This window comes from Rahnella perminowiae (assembly GCF_019049755.1).
Taxonomy (GTDB): Bacteria; Pseudomonadota; Gammaproteobacteria; order Enterobacterales; family Enterobacteriaceae; genus Rahnella; species Rahnella perminowiae.
In genome coordinates this window covers 25,556-42,758 of record NZ_JAFMOS010000635.1, presented here as the reverse complement: position 1 = coordinate 42,758, position 17,203 = coordinate 25,556, and the positions used below count along the sequence as shown (strand labels likewise).

Genomic DNA, 17,203 nt, shown 5'->3' with positions numbered 1-17,203 from the left:
ACTATGTTCTGATTCATGCCTTTGAAGGCGCGGAGAGTCCGTTTTGCCACCAACGCGCCGAATCTCTTTTAAGCAGTTGGGATATTATCAGCACCTCGCTGGTTGACTTAAAAGATATCCAACCCTTAAGCAAAACCAAGCGGTATACCGGAATGTATTGCGCCACTGCCTTAATTCTGGAAGTCCCGGTACAAAATATTCTGGGGACGCATCCGACTGACGTCTGGTTTCCTAATCACGTCGGGCGTAAAAATGGCTATGCCGGTGGCAGGATTATCGATGCTTCAGCCCTTAGTCGTGCGATATTCCGCGGAGAAGGTAAAGACGACTACCGGTGTGAAGGAGGATATCAACGACTGCTGACGCCTCAGACACTATTGTCAGAAGATAAGAAAAAACGCCATATTGAATCGCATAATGAAGTGCTCATTATCGGTCGCCCGGGAGTTAAGATATATGCCGGTCTGCCGGCAACACAAAGGATCCGGGTGCGCAAAATAGTGGTTGTCGAACATACAGAAAGTAACGATATGTATGATTATTGTGCGGAATCACCCGAAGCAGTCGCCGCTAAAGCGGCAGAAATCAACCAGTTAGAATACGAGATAATTTGAGTCAATATCGATAAGTATGGGGTATACCCTGATGTCGTCCCCTAACAATGACTCCCGGTTTTATAAAATACTGATTATTTCAGGATGAGTATCCGGCCCTTATTCAAACGAAATCCCGCTCTGCCGCCAGAACGCAGCTTCGCTGTTTAACGGCAGGGATATCAGCAAGTTGCACACCTTGCCGATCTAATAACGCAAGATGATGTGATCCGACGCCCGGCATCAATGCTCGCTAAAGCCCAGCGAATTGGGTGTCGGTACCGGCTGTTCGCAGTCAGCCGGATTATCCGCTTTCGCCGGATCACAAATTGCCGCCTGTGGCGGCAGGAAAATATGGTCAAGGATCGCACGCGCCGTTGGCCCTGCTACGACGCCGTCGCCGCCGCCATTTTCCATGATCAACGCCATCACCACTGTCGGGTGTTTATAAGGCGCAAACGCCGTATAGAAAATGTGGTCACGTAAACGTACCGGCGTCATTTTAGCGTTATAGACCTGATTCTCCCGCAAACTAAATACCTGTGATGTGCCGGATTTGGCCGCGATCTGATAAGGCGCGGTATGGAAAAGTTTATAGCCGGTACCGTTCGGGAGATTAGCCATCCCGAACATGCCGTTCTTCACGATGCCCCAGATCGGCGATTTTGGATCAGCAATTTGCTGCGTTGGCGGCATCTTATAAGGGGTAACTACTTTTCCACTTTTTGCAGAATACAGCAGATGGGGCGTTTCCAGCTTGCCGTTGTTCACCAGTGCGCTCAGCGCCCGTACCATCTGAATCGGCGTCGCCACCCAGTAACCCTGGCCGATACCTACCGAAACCGTATCCCCCTGGAACCAGCCTTTTTTGTGAACCTTCATTTTCCACTCACGGCTCGGCAGCACACCGTTATATTGCTCATCCAGATCAATACCGGTCGACTGACCATAGCCAAATTTACTCAGCCAGGTATGGATACGGTCGATGCCCATTTCATAGGCCACCTGATAGAAGAATGTATCGGCAGATTCTTCGATAGCTTTGGTCACATTCAGCATACCGTGACCGGTTTTTAACCAGTCGCGGTAATGGCGCGTGGTACCCGGCAGCGTCCAGGTCGGCGCGCCGAAGAAAGTGGTTTGTGGCGTGATAACGCCTTCAAACAGCGCCGATGTCGCCATAAAAGGTTTCACCGTCGAAGCCGGCGGATACAACCCTTGTGTCACACGGTTGATCAGCGGCAGATCCGGATTTTTCAGTAACGCGCTGTATTGTTTACTGGAAATGCCGTTCACAAACGGGTTCGGATCATAACTCGGGCTGGAGACCATTGCCTTGATCCCGCCGTCACGCGGATCCATCACCACCACCGCCGCACGCTGCCCTTTCAGCACTTTTTCGATGTACTGCTGCAAATCCAGATCCAGCGTCAGATAAATATTTTGCCCGGCCTGCGGCGGAACCTCTTTCAGTAAGCGCACCACATGACCATGGTTATCGACTTCAACTTCCTGATAACCTGTGCGGCCATGCAGAATATTTTCATAATACTTTTCAACGCCCTGCTTGCCGATATCGTGATCAGCGGCGTAATTCTCGGCGATACCTTCTGCCTCAAGACGTTTGGCATCTTTATCGTTTATCTTCGAAACATAACCCACAACATGTGCCAGTTCCGCGCCATACGGATAACGGCGTTGCTGATAGGTACTGATGGAGACGCCGGGAAAATCAAACTGGTTAACGGAAAAGCGTGCGACTTCGACATCCGTGAGCGCCAGTTTCAGCGGGATCTGCGCAAAGCGTCGTCCATGGATCATCGCATCATGAAAACTGTCCAGATCATCCTGCGTCAGACCGACAATGGGTTTCAGCGCATTTAGCGTAGCTTTAAGATCAGGAACTTTTCCCGGGATCACTTCAATCTGATACAGGGTGATATTTTGCGCCAGCACGACACCATTGCGATCCATGATCAACCCGCGACTGGGTGCGATCGGCAGCATTTTGATGTCATTCTGATTTGAGCGGGTCTGGTAAAAATCATGCATGCCTATCTGCAGGTGATACAGATTAAACACCAGTGCAGACGACAGGAGGATCACGACCAGAAATGCGATCACGGCACGACGAACGAAAAGGACGGACTCGGCGGTATGGTCGCGGATTTCGTCGTTAAGTAAGGCCATAAGCGGGCAAATACCTTTTTTGTCTGCTTCTTGAAGCGGGCGAAAATGAAAAAACTGGATACCGGAAAAGTGCGCAAGAATAGCCCGTCGGGCAACAGGCGACTATAAGAAGTGTGCTAATGAACTGGCTGGAGTGTTTCTATTTATTGCAGGGCGTTGCGGACAGGCGTAACACCCCGGATTCAGAAAATGTGGTGGCCGGGCTTTTTATTTCGCAGTATTCACTTTGCAATCGCCGTAGACATAACCTTCAGTTTGCGTCGCGACCACAAAACTGTCTTTTACGTGAATATACATGAGGTTATCTTGCGCACCGGCTTTCATTGGCTGATTGTCTTTGCCAATGATGTCCGTCAGTTCCGGGCTGGTCACCATTTTGCTCCCATCGGGAGAAAAACTGAACGTGTTACCTGCGTCATAAACCTGTGCATTTTTATTGACGACCTCAGAAACATCGTTGCCATCATCGGACTGAGTATGATGCGTTAATACACATTGATACTGAGTGACAGCAGATGCTGAAAACGACGCCAGCACCAGGGAAACCGCCACATAACTGCCTAACCTGACCATCAGATAAATCCATAAAGTGAGCAAGAGTTCCATGCTATCACTTGTCTGACTGATAGAAAGCGCTCGCGAAAAAAATATTCGCAAGCTGAATGACTTAACTAAAATCCGCCATCATTTATGACAACCCCGTTCAGGGAAGCGCGTTTACTCGTTTTTTGTGCTGCCACCTGGAAAGATCCTGCCTATAATCCGCAGATTGCATTTAAGTTGTTAACAAAGGATTGAGATGAAATCGTTCAAAGTTCCCGGTACGGAAATGCATTTACGTTTCCATGAATTGTCAGGGCTGGGCGTCCCGCTGGTTTTCTTACACGGTCTGGGCTGTGCGGCCTCATGCGATTTTCCCCGGGTGGCGACAGATGCCTTCCTGCGTCCGCGACGCTCGCTGCTGTTGGATTTCGCCGGTTCAGGTTACAGCGATAAACCCGATAATTTCAGCTACAGCCTGCAGGCGCATACTGATTGTGTGATTGCCTGGCTGGAGAGTCTGAGTGTGCCGCAAGTCAATTTAATCGGTCACAGCATGGGCGGCAGCATCGCCATTATGGTGGCAGCGCAACGTCCTGATCTGATCCAGCGTCTGATTGTCGCCGAGCCAAATCTGGATGCCGGCGGTGGCACCTTCAGCCGCGCGGTTGCTCAGTACTCAGAAGAAGAGTATCTGCGCGAGGGCCATGCACACCTGATTAATGTCGCAGTACGCGGTAACGATCACATCTGGGCAGGGTGTATGGGCATCGCCTCGCCGCTGGCTATCCACCGTCAGGCAACCGGGCTGGTCAGAGGTGAAGCGGTATCATGGCGCGAACAGCTTTATCAGTTGGAAATGCCTGCGACGGTACTGTTTGGTGAATTTTCACTGCCTGAACCGGATGTCGCCGTTCTGCCGCAACAGGGTATTCAGACCGCCATTGTGCCGCAAGCCGGTCACTCAATGATGTGGGAAAACCCGACCGGCGTCGCGGCTGCGATTAATGCTGCGCTGAATGCCGGGGCATTGTAGGTCAGAGCATAGAAACGAAAACGAGCCAAAACGGCTCGTTTTTACAGCGTAATGATTTAAATCTCCCGGGCCGGACGTCTCCGACAGCACAACAATGCCTTCCAAAAAAGTTTGTTACCCTGCCCGAAAAAACTAAATGACGGATTAGTGATCCAGATCAACTAAAACCCGCGTCCCGCAAGGCCTGCAGCGGTGTTTTAAGTCCAATTTTGGGATGAATTTAGCCCGAAAATGGCGACTCATGCCGTCATGGATGCATTTCATTCCGCAACTCATGCATCTCACGCCACAAATCATCCGCATCCATTCAGCAGACTTATCATAGCCACAGTTAATTGAATCTACTTCGCTCGGGAGAACCCACTATGAGTGACAAATCTGGCATGCAGAACAACAACCGTACCCGCTGGCTCACACTGGCCGGTACTATTCTTACTCAGCTGGCGCTGGGTTCCGTTTATACCTGGAGTCTGTTTAACGGTCAGTTGTCTGAAAAACTCGGCGAACCGATCAGCCGCGTAGCGCTGACTTTCGGTATCCTGAGCCTGTGTCTGGCTCTCGCCTCTTCCGTTGCGGGTAAACTTCAGGAACGTTTTGGTGTGCGTACCGTCACCATCGCCGCCGGTTTACTGATGGCTGCTGGCTTCGCACTGACCGCGCATTCCGATAACGTCATCATGCTGTACATCAGCGCAGGTGTGCTGGTCGGTCTGGCGGACGGTGCCGGTTATCTGCTGACCCTGACTAACTGTGTGAAATGGTTCCCTGAACGTAAGGGGATGATTTCAGCCTGTTCAATCGGTGCTTACGGCCTGGGCAGCCTGTTATTTAAATTTGTCTGCGGTCACCTGCTGGCGACAGAAGGTCTGCAAAACACCTTTATGATCTGGGGCGGTGTGGCGATGGTCATGGTGATTGCCGGCGCACTGATGATGAAAGATGCACCGAAACAAGAAACGGCCGCCGTAACCCGCGAAGAAAATAGTCTGAATGACAACAGCAACGACAGCCGTGATTTCACGCTGGCCGAAGCGATTCGTGCGCCGCAATACTGGATGCTGGCGCTGATGTTCCTGACCGCCTGCATGAGCGGTTTGTATGTGATTGGTGTGGCGAAAGATATCGGTCAGAGCCTGGTCAAACTGGATGCGCTGACGGCGGCTAACGCCGTGACCGTGATTGCGATTGCCAACCTGAGCGGTCGTCTGGTGCTGGGTGTATTGTCTGATAAAATGCAGCGTATCCGCGTTATCTCTATTGCACAGATTGTTTCACTGGCGGGTATGAGCATGATGCTGTTCACCCAGATGAACGAAATGATGTTCTTCCTCTCCGTGGCCTGCGTCGCTTTCAGCTTCGGCGGTACCATTACCGTTTATCCGTCACTGGTCAGCGATTTCTTCGGCCTGAACAACATGACCAAAAACTACGGCCTGCTGTATCTGGGCTTCGGTATCGGCAGCATCTTTGCTTCCCTGGTGGCTTCTCTGTTTGGTGGTTTCGCAGTGACCTTCAGCATCATCACCGCATTATTGATTGTGTCATTGGTTCTTTCTGCCACGATTCGCTTACCGAATAAGTCACAAGAAGCGCATAATACGCTCCAGCACGTGTAACACAGCAGCTGAGCGCAGCATAAATGATGAACGGGAGCACAATTTGCTCCCGTTTCTTATGAATAAAGCATATAAAATCGGCCGCTGAATCACACCCCCTTATGACAAAATGTGAACAGACCGGACACCCGCAAAATGAAACGCACCACCCTCGCTCTTTTTGGCCTGATGATAGCCATGACCACTTTCAACAGTTTGGCTCAGGCTTATCCTTCCAGCGCACAGGAAGTGGCTTCCGAACTGAACCGTAAAGCCAGCGAAAGCGGCACCAGACCGTCCACGACGATCGATGCAGGCGCACATACCAAACTGAACGCCAGCACCGACTATCTGAAGTAATCTTTTTGAAAGCGAAAATACCGGCCGTAACCCCACGCCGGTCAGCCTGACGTCAGCGAACCAGTGTGGCGCGCTTGCCGTCAAACGCCCATCCGCGGATCAGATACTGCATGGCGATCGCATCATCGCGATCTTTGTGCCGCAGGTTGTTGTAACGCTGATGGGCAATGCCGACCGCATCCATATCCAGTTCAACGCCCAGCCCCGGCAGTTCATTCAGCGCCAGTTTACCGTCTTTAATCTGTAACGGATTTTTGGTCAGATGTTGACCTTCCTGCCAGATCCAGTGCGTATCGAATGGGGTGATTTCACCGGGCGCGGCGGCCCCGAGATGCGCCAGCATCGCCAGCGATACATCAAAATGATTATTCGAATGACAGCCAAGCGTCAGCCCCCACGCATTGCATAACGTACCGATAATATTCGCCCCGCGCATCGACCAGTAATGGGGATCAGCCAGCGGGATATCGATCGCATTCAGTTGCAGCGCATGGCTCATCTGCCGCCAGTCGTTAGCAATCATATTGGTCGCGACCGGTAATCCGGTGGCGCGCTTAAATTCCGCCAGCGTTTCGCGCCCGGAAAACCCCTGCTCTGCGCCGCACGGATCTTCCACGTAAGACAAAATCCCGTGCATGTCTTTGCACAGCGAAATCGCCTGATCCAGCGACCAGGACGCATTTGGATCCACCGTGATCCGTGCCTGCGGAAAGCGTTTTTTCAGCGCCCTTACCGTTTCAATTTCGACTTCGCCTGCCAGTACACCGCCCTTGAGTTTGAAATCTTTAAAGCCGTATTTATCCTGCGCCGCTTCCGCCAGTTGCACTACCTTGTCGTGGCTCATCGCCTCCTGATGACGCAGGTGGTACCACGGATGCTGCCCCTCCTGCCGCTTTCCGTCCTGATATTCCAGATCGGTTTTCTGCCTGTCAGCGATATAAAACAGATAACCAAGCACCGGAACTTCATCGCGCTGTTTACCAGGCCCGAGCAGTTGCGCGACTGGCTGATTGAGAAACTGTCCCATCAGATCCAGCAGTGCGGTTTCCAGCACCGCGACAGCATTATGATGACGTTCGAGATCCCACGGACGGAAACCTGGCAACACAGGCTTCGGCTGGCGGTTTTCCTCCAGATCGCGTTTGTGTAACTCACTGACCAGCTGATTCATGATGCCAATTTCCTGCCCGACGATATGCGGGATGGCATCCGTGAGGATCTTCAGCACCACGCCGGTGGCGGGCGCTTCCCCCACGCCGGTATGCCCGGCATTGTCCTTGAGCACCAGCAAAATACGGGTGAAATAGCAGTGATGCGCACCGGCAATGTTCAGCAGCATACTGTCGTAACCGGCAACCGGAATGACCTGCATTTCGACAATTTTTGGCGTATCAGACATGATGTTTTGGCTCCATTCCCTGCGGGGCGTGATATTCGGGTTGAGTTGGGGTGCGATGAGTTTTGGTAAAGAACAGTGTGATAGCGGCAAAAACTGAAATCCCGCTGAGGATATACAAGCCCGCCGTGGTGCTGCCGGTGGTTTGTTGCAGATAGCCAAACACCGCCGGTGCGAAGAAACCGCCAAGATTGCCAAGAGAATTGATCAGCGCAATCCCCGGCGCCACGATCGATGACGGCAACTGGCTTTGCGGGATCGGCCAGAACAACACGGCACTGGATTTTGTCCCGATACACACCACACACAGTGCAAACAAGCCAAACCACGGACTGCCGACAGTGCACAGACAGGTGCCGACCGCCGCCACAATCAGCGCCAGCGCCAGAATGGTTTCACGACTGCCGCGGAAACGGTCGCTGACGCGACCAAGAATATTGATAGCGATAATCGCACAAATCCACGGCACGGAATTCAGCATGCCAATCTGGAAAGGGGACAGCCCCGGAATACGTCCGATGATCTCCGGCTGCCAGAACACCAGCGTGTAACCGGTCATACACATCACAAAGAACAGAAAACACAGATACGCCATTTTCCCGTCAGTGATCAGCTTCCACCGCGACTGCCCCTGTGTATGTAAATCACGCGAACTGGATTCCGTGTTCAGCGCCGTACTCAGTGCCAGTTTTTCCTCGTCAGTCAGCCATTTTGCCTCTTCAGGTTTCGACACCAGAAAGAATGCCGCCACGATCCCGACCAGCACCGACAGTGCACCTTCAATAAACAGCACCCACTGCCAGCCGGGCAATCCCATAAAGTCATGCAGTTCCAGCAAGCCGCCGGTAACCGGACCGGAAAGCAAATATGCCGCTGCCGAACCGGTGAGGATCAAAGCCGTGGCACGGCCGCGGTAAATATTCGGCACCCATTTACGAAAGTAAAACAGGATCCCCGGGAAGAAACCGGCTTCGGCGACGCCGAGCAAAAACCGCAGCACGTAGAATTGCATCGGTGTCGTGACAAAGCCCATGGCAAAAACTACCGCACCCCAGGTGATCATGATGCGTGTCAGCCAGACGCGCGCACCATACTTGTCCATCAGCATATTGCTGGGGATCTCAAACAGCGCGTAGCCGACGAAGAACAACCCGGCACCGAAACCAAACGCGGCGGTACTGATGCCCACGTCAGTTTCAAGGCTGTGTTTGATAAAGCCCACGTTGGTGCGGTCGATTTGATTAATGATCAACATCAGGATGAGCATAGGAATGGTGCGGGCAAAGAATTTGCGGTTTGCACTGCGTACCGCTTTGTTTTCATGACCGTTCATGGTGTTCCCTTAGCGTTGAAATTATGAACAACTGCAACACTAAGTAAGATGGGAACACCGGGATTTGCCATTGTGCAGCCGCCCAAGCTTTGATCACCAGCAAGGAATAACTCACACAGTTATTGCATATTATCAACGCATTAAACGATGTGCATAAGCATAACCCCCCGCTCAGCTTCATCATTGCTTTTAGACAGATTAGCGAGGAACTTCACAGTTCAGAAAGGGATTTCCAGACGGATTGCTTAAAATAAGAACACATATTTATCCATACGGATTATATGATTGTTATAATTTTATTCTCTGACAAATTGTTGGGACATACCGTCCCGCACAAGGAGTGTGACATGAAGGCAACTGCTTTTTGGCTAATGATGGCGGGAGGTTCCGTCGGCATCGGTTATGTGATGGCTTTGATGATGGAACTTCGCGGATGAAGCAGCATTGACGACGGATAAATAAGGACATTTCATGGCATTTTACAGCCCGAAGCGCATCATTCTCTATACTGCAGCCGCCATCGCGCTGCTGGTTATCGTTGGTCTGGTAAATTATTTCACCGTCGGCCATTTAGGCGCATAACATCTTTCCCTGCGTTTTCCCCTGCCTTGTGGCGGTACCGTGAGTATCGTCGCATAATGCTGCCATTGATTGAGAAATGCGAAAGGGCAAGCCATGACATACAAAGGATTAATGATTGTTGCCGTCGTTATCGTGCTGGCAGGCATCGGTTCAGAGTCGTTGATACAGAAAGGAATTGCGCTGGCGGACGCCAAAATTGATCAGGTGATTACGCATTATGCGCACAAATAAGGCTTACATCTGCTGGATTAACCTTACCGGGTGATGACAAAACCATACACAAGGTTTGGTATCTTAAATCCATCAAATGTTGTGTGATGTCCCTGTGTAATACCCCTGTAGAACCCTGTTATTTTGCCCGCCGCGTGCGGGCTTTTTTTTGCCTGTTTTCCGGCAAAGGCATCAATGGGGATTTGGGATTTGGGAAGATGAGCGATTTGCTCTTATTCACGAATAATTCGAGTTGCAGGAAGGCGGCAAGAGAAGGAGTCCCGATGAGCTTACTTATGTAAGTGATTCGGGTGACTGAGTGCGGCCAACGCATCTGCGGCTTGAAGTATGAAGGGAAGAAGTGCCGGTGCTTTCCCGGCCGTCATATTATGGCGCAAGCGTCCATCGAACACTCCGACATTGCGCGGCCTGAGCACGACCTTTTCATAACAGAAAAAACGACTGGGGGGAATAATAATTCAACCGCCTTTTCTGTTATGGCTCCGGAAATAAATTCAGAAGCTTAATAAATAATAAACCCCGGCGTTGGCCAGGGTTTATTTTTGTCATTAATAATGTCGATATCGAAACAATTATTCTGGCTGCTCCGGGTTTAACCCATCTTCGCTATTGCAGAGTGTTTGCCTTCAATATCAGGCGACATTACAGAACGACAACGTTACCCGCTGATGGGCCTTTCTGACCATTTTCGATGGTGAACTCAACGTTCTGACCTTCGTCCAGGGTTTTGAAATCATTGCTCTGGATTGCAGAGAAGTGAACGAACACGTCTTTGCTGCCGTCTGCAGGGGAGATGAAACCGAAACCTTTACCAGCGTCAAACCATTTTACTAAACCAGTCATTTTATTAGACATAGGAAATACCTTCTTCGTTTTTATTTTATGATGCCATAGGGCAATATAGGTCTGTTTTTATTTGAAATACTTATGGATGCATCAGAGAAGGAAATTCGTCGGAGAAAGGATTTGCTATATCACTTGAACCAGGAACTGCTTTACTAAAATGTCTTACATAAATAGGTCTTAACCACAAACCGTTGACGCTATTTACACACAGCCGGATTTATTAAGCAAGCTTTTATTTCAACACAATGATATTAGCTGTGTTTTTATTCCAGGGGAAAATAACGCTCAGGCCGCCCGTGACAACGGCTGTAGTCCGATTAAATAATGAGAAAGCCCACCCTGCTCCGGCAGGCTTTAAACCTTATCCTCCCGCTCTTTTCATACAATCTGCGCGGCGGCCGTCCACCCGTTTGGCAAACCAGGCGGTGGTCAGCTTGCGGGTAATCTTCGGACTTTCCAACGTGATACCCGGCAGCATTTCGCGCGGCTGACGTTTGCCGGTGGTTTTATCTGCCAGCGCAAAGACCTGCTTATAGAGCCGGGTATCTTCAAACCCCAGTTGCTCTCCCTTCTCCAGGGCCTTACGGATGGCCGAATTGCTGATGTCCAGACGTTTGCTCAGTGTGCGTACCGCCAGCTCTGTGCCGCCCGGTTTATCCGTGCCGTAGTTAATCAGGTCACCGTCCAGTGCCAGCGGAATGCCCGATATTTTACTTACCGCGCTCTGAAACGCGGCGTTACGGCTGGCATACCAACCGGCATTAAAATCGGCAAAGCGGTACAGCGGTTGCGTGTAATTCGCCGGATATCCCAACAGGTGTCTGACGCCAAAATACACACCGCCACGGCGGCTGAACACTTCGTTGCGGATCGAACCGTCGATTTTATACGGGTAGCCTTTGGCGTTTTGCTCGGCAAACGCGATGCTGACCTGCATCGGCCCGCCGGTATGCACCGGATTCAAATTACCGAACAGCTTCTGTCCCATCGGCACCATATCAATAAAATCATCAAAAATAGCGCTCAGCTGTTTCTCGGTTTTTACGTTATCCAGCCGCTCACTGTAGGATTTTCCGTTCGGGGATTTCAGCAACAGCGCTGTGTGCACCAGGAAATTAGGCACATGAACCGCATCGGCGCGCCGGTCAATCTCTTTCCAGGCAATTTTGCCTAATCCCGGCACCGGCGCATCGGCGTTGAAATTGGATTCCTGTTGCGCCACCGCCAGTACGGAACAGATGTTTTCGGTCGTCGCCGGGATGCCCTGCGTCGTAAAAGCGGCCGTAATATCAGTCGCCCAACCTTTTCTGTCAGGGGCCGATGCTGGCATCAGCCTCACAATATCCGCTTTCACATCATGCGGATTTTGCACCGGCGTTTCGCTTTTTTTCGTCGATGTACATCCGGCCAGGATCATTATGGCCAGCGCGGGCGCGAACTGTTTTATCGAAAATGACTTTTGCTTCAAAGTTATACATTCCCTGAATAAATGACTCTGAGGGTGACGTTAGCGAAGATAGCTATACCGATCTAGCAAAAAATTATCTTTATGCGTTAAGGTTAAGACTCTGATGATGGAGATAAAGGAACACGGAAATTATGCATTCAGCGCCCCGCTCTCAGGCTTTCCACCGCGTATTTTTGCTGCCTTTTATGTTGTTGCTGATGATGTTTGCCCTCAGCGGCTGCGGTGATAAAGAACCCGCGCAACGCAAAGCTTTTATAGATTTTCTTCAGTCGCGGATCCTCGATAAACCCGCACTGGCCGTCCCGCAACTGACCGAAGCGCAGAAAAAACAGTTTGGCGATTACACCCAAGATTACGCGATCATCACCGGTTTTCATCATCAGATGAATATCGAACTGGATTCTTCGCTGGTACCGGTTTTTGCCGGCATGAACGGCGTAAACAGCGTCAGTAATCTGCTGGAACAACGCGATGATCTGAAAAAAATGGCTGACAGCAGTGAAAAATGGAAAGAAAAAATTGTGCTGCTCAAAACCCAGGCCGATACCCGGCATGCGGCACTGAAACAGCCAGATGACCTGAAGAAGATTTATGATCAGGCCTACGAGAAAACCATCGTTAAACCGACACAAATCACGGAACAGGTATTCGATTTATTGCCGCAGGTGTTGAACCTGATTGTGGCGAAAGCCGACTTCATCAAAAATCAGGGTAAAAATGTCACCATCACCGGCAATCGTCTGCAATTCGCCAACCAGAAGCAGCTGGATAAATACAATGCCATTCAGCAACAGCTGGTGCCGCTGAATGCACAACTGATGCAACTCAGCCGTCAGATGCAGCAAATGGTGCGTTAATCCGTCAGGCAAAGCCTCCGCCACCGTAAGACGGTTTTTTCATGGCAGTGCTTTTGTTATGGTGTGCGGCAATTAAATAAGGAGACACCTATGAGTGATGAAACCCTGAACAAACGTGTTGACCAGCTTGAGCGCGTAAACCGTGAGCTCCTGGTGCAGATTTCCGCCATGCGTCTGCTGTTCGGCAGCGTGGGTAATGTGCTTAATGCCAGCCAGGAAAATGCCTTCACCCTCGCCGTCAATCAGGCGCTGGAAGCCAACCGTGCAGATGTCGCCAACCAGGCTGATCTGGATGACGCCTCACGAAAATTCCGCGAAGACGTCTTCAAATGCACGGAATCCCTGCTGCCGGGTTCCCGCTAAAAATAAGCTCAGGCACGGTGCCTGAGCCTTTTCTCCCCATTGAGCCTGATGCGTACAGTCGTACTTATAGATTTACCACGCGGTTACGCCCTTCATTTTTGGCCTGATACAGCGCTTTGTCTGCCGTTTTCAATGCCCCGTCAATATTGACTTTGCCAGGATAAAACAGCGTTACTCCGAGTGAAATCGTCACCTGACCGGCGCCCTCAAACTGCTGCACTTCAACCTGTTTACGCAAACGTTCAGCAAGCTGAATAGCCTGTGTCAGTGATGCATCAGGCAGCAGTAACAGAAACTCCTCGCCCCCCATGCGGCATAACAAATCGCCCTCCCGCGAATTACTCAGAATATGGCGCGCCAGCTGGGTGATCACCACATCGCCCACATCATGCCCGCAGGTATCGTTTATTTTTTTGAAGTGATCGATATCGAGTGTAATAACCGCGATGCGCGACGACTCCGTTAGCTGTTTATCCACGGCCTCATAAAAGCCGCGCCGGTTCAGCAGCCCGGTCATCGTGTCAGTATGGGCTTCGGCACTCAGTTGTTCGATGCGTTGATGCAACAGCCTGATCCCCTGCAACATCACCGTTTTCAGCTTCGACGCTTCATAATACCAGGCATTGATCTGCTGAATTTCCTCGGAAACATCATGTGAATCCATGGTGTCAGCTTTCGAGGCCAGCTGTCGCAGCGGGCGTGAAATATAGCGCGTCAGCAGCCAGATGCAGATGAACACCAGAATGACAATCGGCAGCGTGTATAACAAAACCTGCATCATGACGTGATATAACAGCACCACATCATCTTTTGCCGGGTGCAGCACCAGTACCGTCCAGCCCGCCACTTCCATCGTGGAAAAACCGGCCAGGGATTCCTCGCCCTGCAGGTTATCCATACGTAAAAAACCCTGTTCCCGGCCGCCCAGCAATGCCTTGTTCACATGCCCCTGCGGCGCACTCTCGATCCAGCCTGACGCGGCGCGATACAACACGTCACCTTCACGGTCGATGACATAAATGTAGGCATCTTTGCGGTAATTGCGGGCATTAATCAGCGTATCCACAATACTGTTTTTACCCAGATCAATTTCAGTCGCCAGATACCCAAGATAGCCGCTTCGCGCATTACGGATGGGGGAGGAAAGCACAATTATGTGATTGTTCTGCGGGGTGCGAAAGGGCGAGCTGAGCACCGGATTGCGGGTTTTCAGTGCAACGGTATTGGCCTCAGACACCAGAGTTAAACCGACCATCGCCGCAGAGTTTCGTGAAGCCGCGCGCACAACGCCGGTTTTATCCACCACCAGCACCGAACTGAAGCGCTTACTTTGTACCTGCAAACGATCAGCTTCTTCGGTCAGCGCATCAACATTATTAAACCGGTCACCGAGTAAATCAGCGCTATAGGTAACCTGCTTCTGTGCCGCATTGAAAAACAAATCGGCTGTCAGCGACAGCCGGGTTGCAAACGACTGACTCGCCCGCAGGGAGGATTCGATGAGGAGTTTCTTCTCTACCTGGAAAATTGCCAGATAGCTGCTGAGCAAGGTGACAAGCGTACTCATCAGTGCAAGAAGCAATATCAGTCTTTTAAGATTAAATGCAAACCGCCACTGCTGATCCATTCTCTGTCCGTTGAGCTAATAACCCTGAATATTACAGAGGATAGCAGCATGTCAGGCAGGGGTTTTGATATGTCTCAGTCAGGGCGGTTTTGCTTGTGACTAATCCTGGCGCTTTAGCTGAACGTCTCCCCTCAGGGCTTGCGTATTAATTTTTGTAAACGCGCCTTCTGCCAGCGCTCTAACGTTCCACGAAATACAAAGATGCGTAAACCACGTAATAATAAAATGCCGCCCCAGATACACAGAGGCCAGACGAACCAGTTTGAATCCGGTGAGGTGTAATGGTTTAGCGCGAACAAACCTGCGTTGATCACCGCCCACAACAGAACGGAACGATAAAAACCGCTTTCTTCCACCACCTGATATCTGGCTTTTTCTATCTGTTCGTCAAGCGCCTGCCCCGGCGAACTGCCCGTTTGCACATCGTTTTCTGTCAGTTCAGACACCTTGATATCAAAGGCTGCCGCGATAGCGCCGAGAGTCTCAAGGCTGGCCTGCTCGCCATTTTCGATACGCTGTACCGTGCGCACGCTCAGTGACGAAAGTTCTGCCAGTTGCTCCTGAGACCATGCGCGGGAAATGCGAAGTTGCCTGATTTTGCTCTGATGCATAAGTTTTACCTGTAGAGTGAATGTTGAACACCCAATCAGCATGCAACGTAAGATTGGAAATCAACACGACAGCAACCTGACACGGACATGACAGCAACCTGACAGCCTTACAAATCAGAATGTTAGACGGTAAAACTTACTGTCTACCGCCATCAGCGGGAAAGCTGACGGGAGATCCGGCACCCTGATTTCCTTAAAACCGTTTTTTTCATAAAAACGATGCGCCGCCAGAAACTTGTCTGTCGTGCCGAGAAAAATATCTTTCACATTTTTCGTCTGCGCATGGTGCAGCAACGTGTTGAGTAACAATGCGGCGACGCCGTATTCCCTGCCACGAAAAGGTGCGCTGACAAACATTTTGCGCAGTGCCGTCTGCGCGTTGCCGATATCTTTCAGCCCCAGCGTGCCCACGACTTTCCCTTCATAGCGTGCCACCCAGAAATCCCCGGTGCCGCACTGATAAAATTGTGGGATATCATGCAGATCAGGCTGCTGCGCTTCGGTGATGGCAATACCAAATTCGTGATTCTGGATCGGTAGGATCACTTCAACCACACCGCGCTGATCGTCGGCACAAAAGCGTTCAATTAAGACAGAATGACTCATCACACACTCCCTCAGTTAAAGATAGGTTTAATTAGGACATCGCAGCGCCAGCTCAGGCTTTTCAGGGAAAACCCGTTCGCTGAGAAAATCAATCAGCACCCGTAACTTCGGTGTCATATAACCGCCGGACGGCCATAAAATATAAAAGTCACCGCTGCGCTTCACATAATCATCCAGCACGGTCACCAGTTGCCCGCGCGCCAGCTCTTTGCGGATACTGAAATCAGGCAGACAAGCGATGCCCAGCCCCTGCAGCGCAAAGCATTGGCGGGTTTCAATATTATTACAAACCATTGATACCGGTAGCGCCAAATCCTGATATTCCGGCAGCGGCCATATCTCAAGCTTGCCGCTGTTGGGAAAACGAAAATGCAGACAACGGTGATCAACCAGTTCCTGGGGCTTCGCAGGCGTACCGTGCTGTTCAAAATAGGCAGGCGCACCGACCAGTAAATGATGGAAAGTGCCCAGCTTACGCATCGACAATCGGGAGTCAGCCAGCTGGCCGGTGCGCACCACAGCGTCAAACCCCTCTTCCACCACATCAACAATCCGATCGGTGAAATCCAGATCCAGTTCAATATCGGGATAACGGCGCATAAACTCCCCCAGCACCGGCAAAAGTAATGTGCTGACCTGCGGCAAACTCAGCCGCAACCTGCCACGCGGACATTCCGCCAGTTGCGACAGCTCGCTTTGCGCGGCTTCAAGTTCCGCCACAATCCTGCGGCAGCGTTCGAGAAACAGCGTCCCTTCGGCGGTCAGCGCCACGCTGCGGGTGCTGCGGTGAAACAGCCGCACATTCAACTTATTTTCCATGCGCGCAATACTTTTGCCCACCGCCGACGCCGACACGCCCAAAATCCGCCCTGCCGCGACAAAGCTTCGGGTTTCTGCCACATGGACGAACACATTCAGGCTACTGAGATTTTCCATTGTCGCTCCCGATTACGGACATCAGCGTCCGTA

Annotated in this window: 17 protein-coding genes; 7 read left to right on the top strand and 10 right to left on the bottom strand. The window is 51.1% G+C overall.

From position 1 onward, the window contains the following. The coding region (locus J1785_RS23990) for a hypothetical protein (protein ID WP_217220931.1) at nucleotides 1-614 on the top strand (614 nt) is incomplete at its 5' end. Between the two features lie 222 nt (nucleotides 615-836). Here the strand turns inward: J1785_RS23990 and mrdA are convergent. Continuing rightward, nucleotides 837-2,783 (bottom strand): penicillin-binding protein 2, encoded by a 1,947-nt coding sequence (mrdA, locus tag J1785_RS23985; RefSeq protein WP_129955103.1) that lies wholly within the window; start codon nucleotides 2,781-2,783, stop codon nucleotides 837-839. A 207-nt stretch (nucleotides 2,784-2,990) separates the two neighbouring features. Continuing rightward, the gene (locus J1785_RS23980; protein ID WP_235173780.1) at nucleotides 2,991-3,389 is read right to left on the bottom strand and encodes a hypothetical protein; all 399 of its coding nucleotides are present in this window, start codon (nucleotides 3,387-3,389) and stop codon (nucleotides 2,991-2,993) included. A 193-nt stretch (nucleotides 3,390-3,582) separates the two neighbouring features. Here J1785_RS23980 and J1785_RS23975 point away from each other — a divergent pair, with 193 nt between their 5' ends. The 3 genes from J1785_RS23975 to J1785_RS23965 all read left to right on the top strand — a co-directional run bounded on the left by J1785_RS23975 (nucleotide 3,583) and on the right by J1785_RS23965 (nucleotide 6,314). After that, on the top strand, nucleotides 3,583-4,359 hold the full coding sequence (locus tag J1785_RS23975; protein WP_129955102.1) for an alpha/beta fold hydrolase: 777 nt from the start codon (nucleotides 3,583-3,585) through the stop codon (nucleotides 4,357-4,359). Between the two features lie 365 nt (nucleotides 4,360-4,724). Continuing rightward, nucleotides 4,725-5,975 carry an L-lactate MFS transporter gene (locus J1785_RS23970; RefSeq protein WP_129955101.1) on the top strand — a complete coding sequence of 417 codons (1,251 nt, stop codon included), beginning with the start codon at nucleotides 4,725-4,727 and terminating at the stop codon, nucleotides 5,973-5,975. A 135-nt stretch (nucleotides 5,976-6,110) separates the two neighbouring features. Beyond that, nucleotides 6,111-6,314 (top strand): hypothetical protein, encoded by a 204-nt coding sequence (locus tag J1785_RS23965; protein WP_129955100.1) that lies wholly within the window; start codon nucleotides 6,111-6,113, stop codon nucleotides 6,312-6,314. A 52-nt stretch (nucleotides 6,315-6,366) separates the two neighbouring features. On the opposite strand, the gene J1785_RS23960 is transcribed toward J1785_RS23965, so the two are convergent. Next, entirely contained in the window at nucleotides 6,367-7,713 is a 1,347-nt protein-coding gene (locus tag J1785_RS23960; protein WP_129955099.1) for an enolase C-terminal domain-like protein, read from the bottom strand. Next, entirely contained in the window at nucleotides 7,706-9,043 is a 1,338-nt protein-coding gene (locus J1785_RS23955; RefSeq protein ID WP_129955098.1) for an MFS transporter, read from the bottom strand. Before J1785_RS23955 ends, J1785_RS23960 begins: the two co-directional genes overlap by 8 nt. A gap of 675 nt (nucleotides 9,044-9,718) precedes the next feature. Between J1785_RS23955 and J1785_RS23950 the strand changes: the two genes are divergently transcribed. After that, a complete protein-coding gene (locus tag J1785_RS23950; RefSeq protein ID WP_217220930.1) occupies nucleotides 9,719-9,856 on the top strand; it encodes a hypothetical protein in 138 nt (45 codons plus the stop codon). Nucleotides 9,857-10,498: 642 nt separating this feature from the next. Here J1785_RS23950 and cspE read toward each other — a convergent pair. Both cspE and J1785_RS23940 read right to left on the bottom strand, forming a co-directional pair. Beyond that, nucleotides 10,499-10,711 carry a transcription antiterminator/RNA stability regulator CspE gene (gene cspE / locus J1785_RS23945; RefSeq protein WP_013574336.1) on the bottom strand — a complete coding sequence of 71 codons (213 nt, stop codon included), beginning with the start codon at nucleotides 10,709-10,711 and terminating at the stop codon, nucleotides 10,499-10,501. Nucleotides 10,712-11,063: 352 nt separating this feature from the next. After that, the gene (locus J1785_RS23940; RefSeq protein ID WP_217220932.1) at nucleotides 11,064-12,119 is read right to left on the bottom strand and encodes a DUF1615 domain-containing protein; all 1,056 of its coding nucleotides are present in this window, start codon (nucleotides 12,117-12,119) and stop codon (nucleotides 11,064-11,066) included. 182 nt (nucleotides 12,120-12,301) lie between these two features. Here J1785_RS23940 and J1785_RS23935 point away from each other — a divergent pair, with 182 nt between their 5' ends. Further along, the gene (locus tag J1785_RS23935) at nucleotides 12,302-13,027 is read left to right on the top strand and encodes a DUF3053 domain-containing protein (RefSeq protein WP_238483361.1); all 726 of its coding nucleotides are present in this window, start codon (nucleotides 12,302-12,304) and stop codon (nucleotides 13,025-13,027) included. A gap of 90 nt (nucleotides 13,028-13,117) precedes the next feature. Continuing rightward, nucleotides 13,118-13,390 carry a hypothetical protein gene (locus tag J1785_RS23930; RefSeq protein WP_129955095.1) on the top strand — a complete coding sequence of 91 codons (273 nt, stop codon included), beginning with the start codon at nucleotides 13,118-13,120 and terminating at the stop codon, nucleotides 13,388-13,390. Nucleotides 13,391-13,454: 64 nt separating this feature from the next. Here J1785_RS23930 and J1785_RS23925 read toward each other — a convergent pair whose 3' ends face one another. The 4 genes from J1785_RS23925 to J1785_RS23910 all read right to left on the bottom strand — a co-directional run bounded on the left by J1785_RS23925 (nucleotide 13,455) and on the right by J1785_RS23910 (nucleotide 17,170). Then, nucleotides 13,455-15,017 (bottom strand): sensor domain-containing diguanylate cyclase, encoded by a 1,563-nt coding sequence (locus J1785_RS23925; RefSeq protein WP_217220929.1) that lies wholly within the window; start codon nucleotides 15,015-15,017, stop codon nucleotides 13,455-13,457. 131 nt (nucleotides 15,018-15,148) lie between these two features. Beyond that, nucleotides 15,149-15,628 (bottom strand): 2TM domain-containing protein, encoded by a 480-nt coding sequence (locus J1785_RS23920; protein ID WP_129955093.1) that lies wholly within the window; start codon nucleotides 15,626-15,628, stop codon nucleotides 15,149-15,151. 114 nt (nucleotides 15,629-15,742) lie between these two features. Next, nucleotides 15,743-16,234, bottom strand: coding sequence for a GNAT family N-acetyltransferase (locus J1785_RS23915; protein WP_129955092.1), 492 nt, complete (start codon nucleotides 16,232-16,234; stop codon nucleotides 15,743-15,745). 27 nt (nucleotides 16,235-16,261) lie between these two features. Further along, nucleotides 16,262-17,170, bottom strand: a complete 909-nt coding sequence (locus tag J1785_RS23910) for a LysR family transcriptional regulator (protein ID WP_217137877.1) — start codon at nucleotides 17,168-17,170, stop codon at nucleotides 16,262-16,264. Nucleotides 17,171-17,203 lie beyond the last annotated feature (33 nt).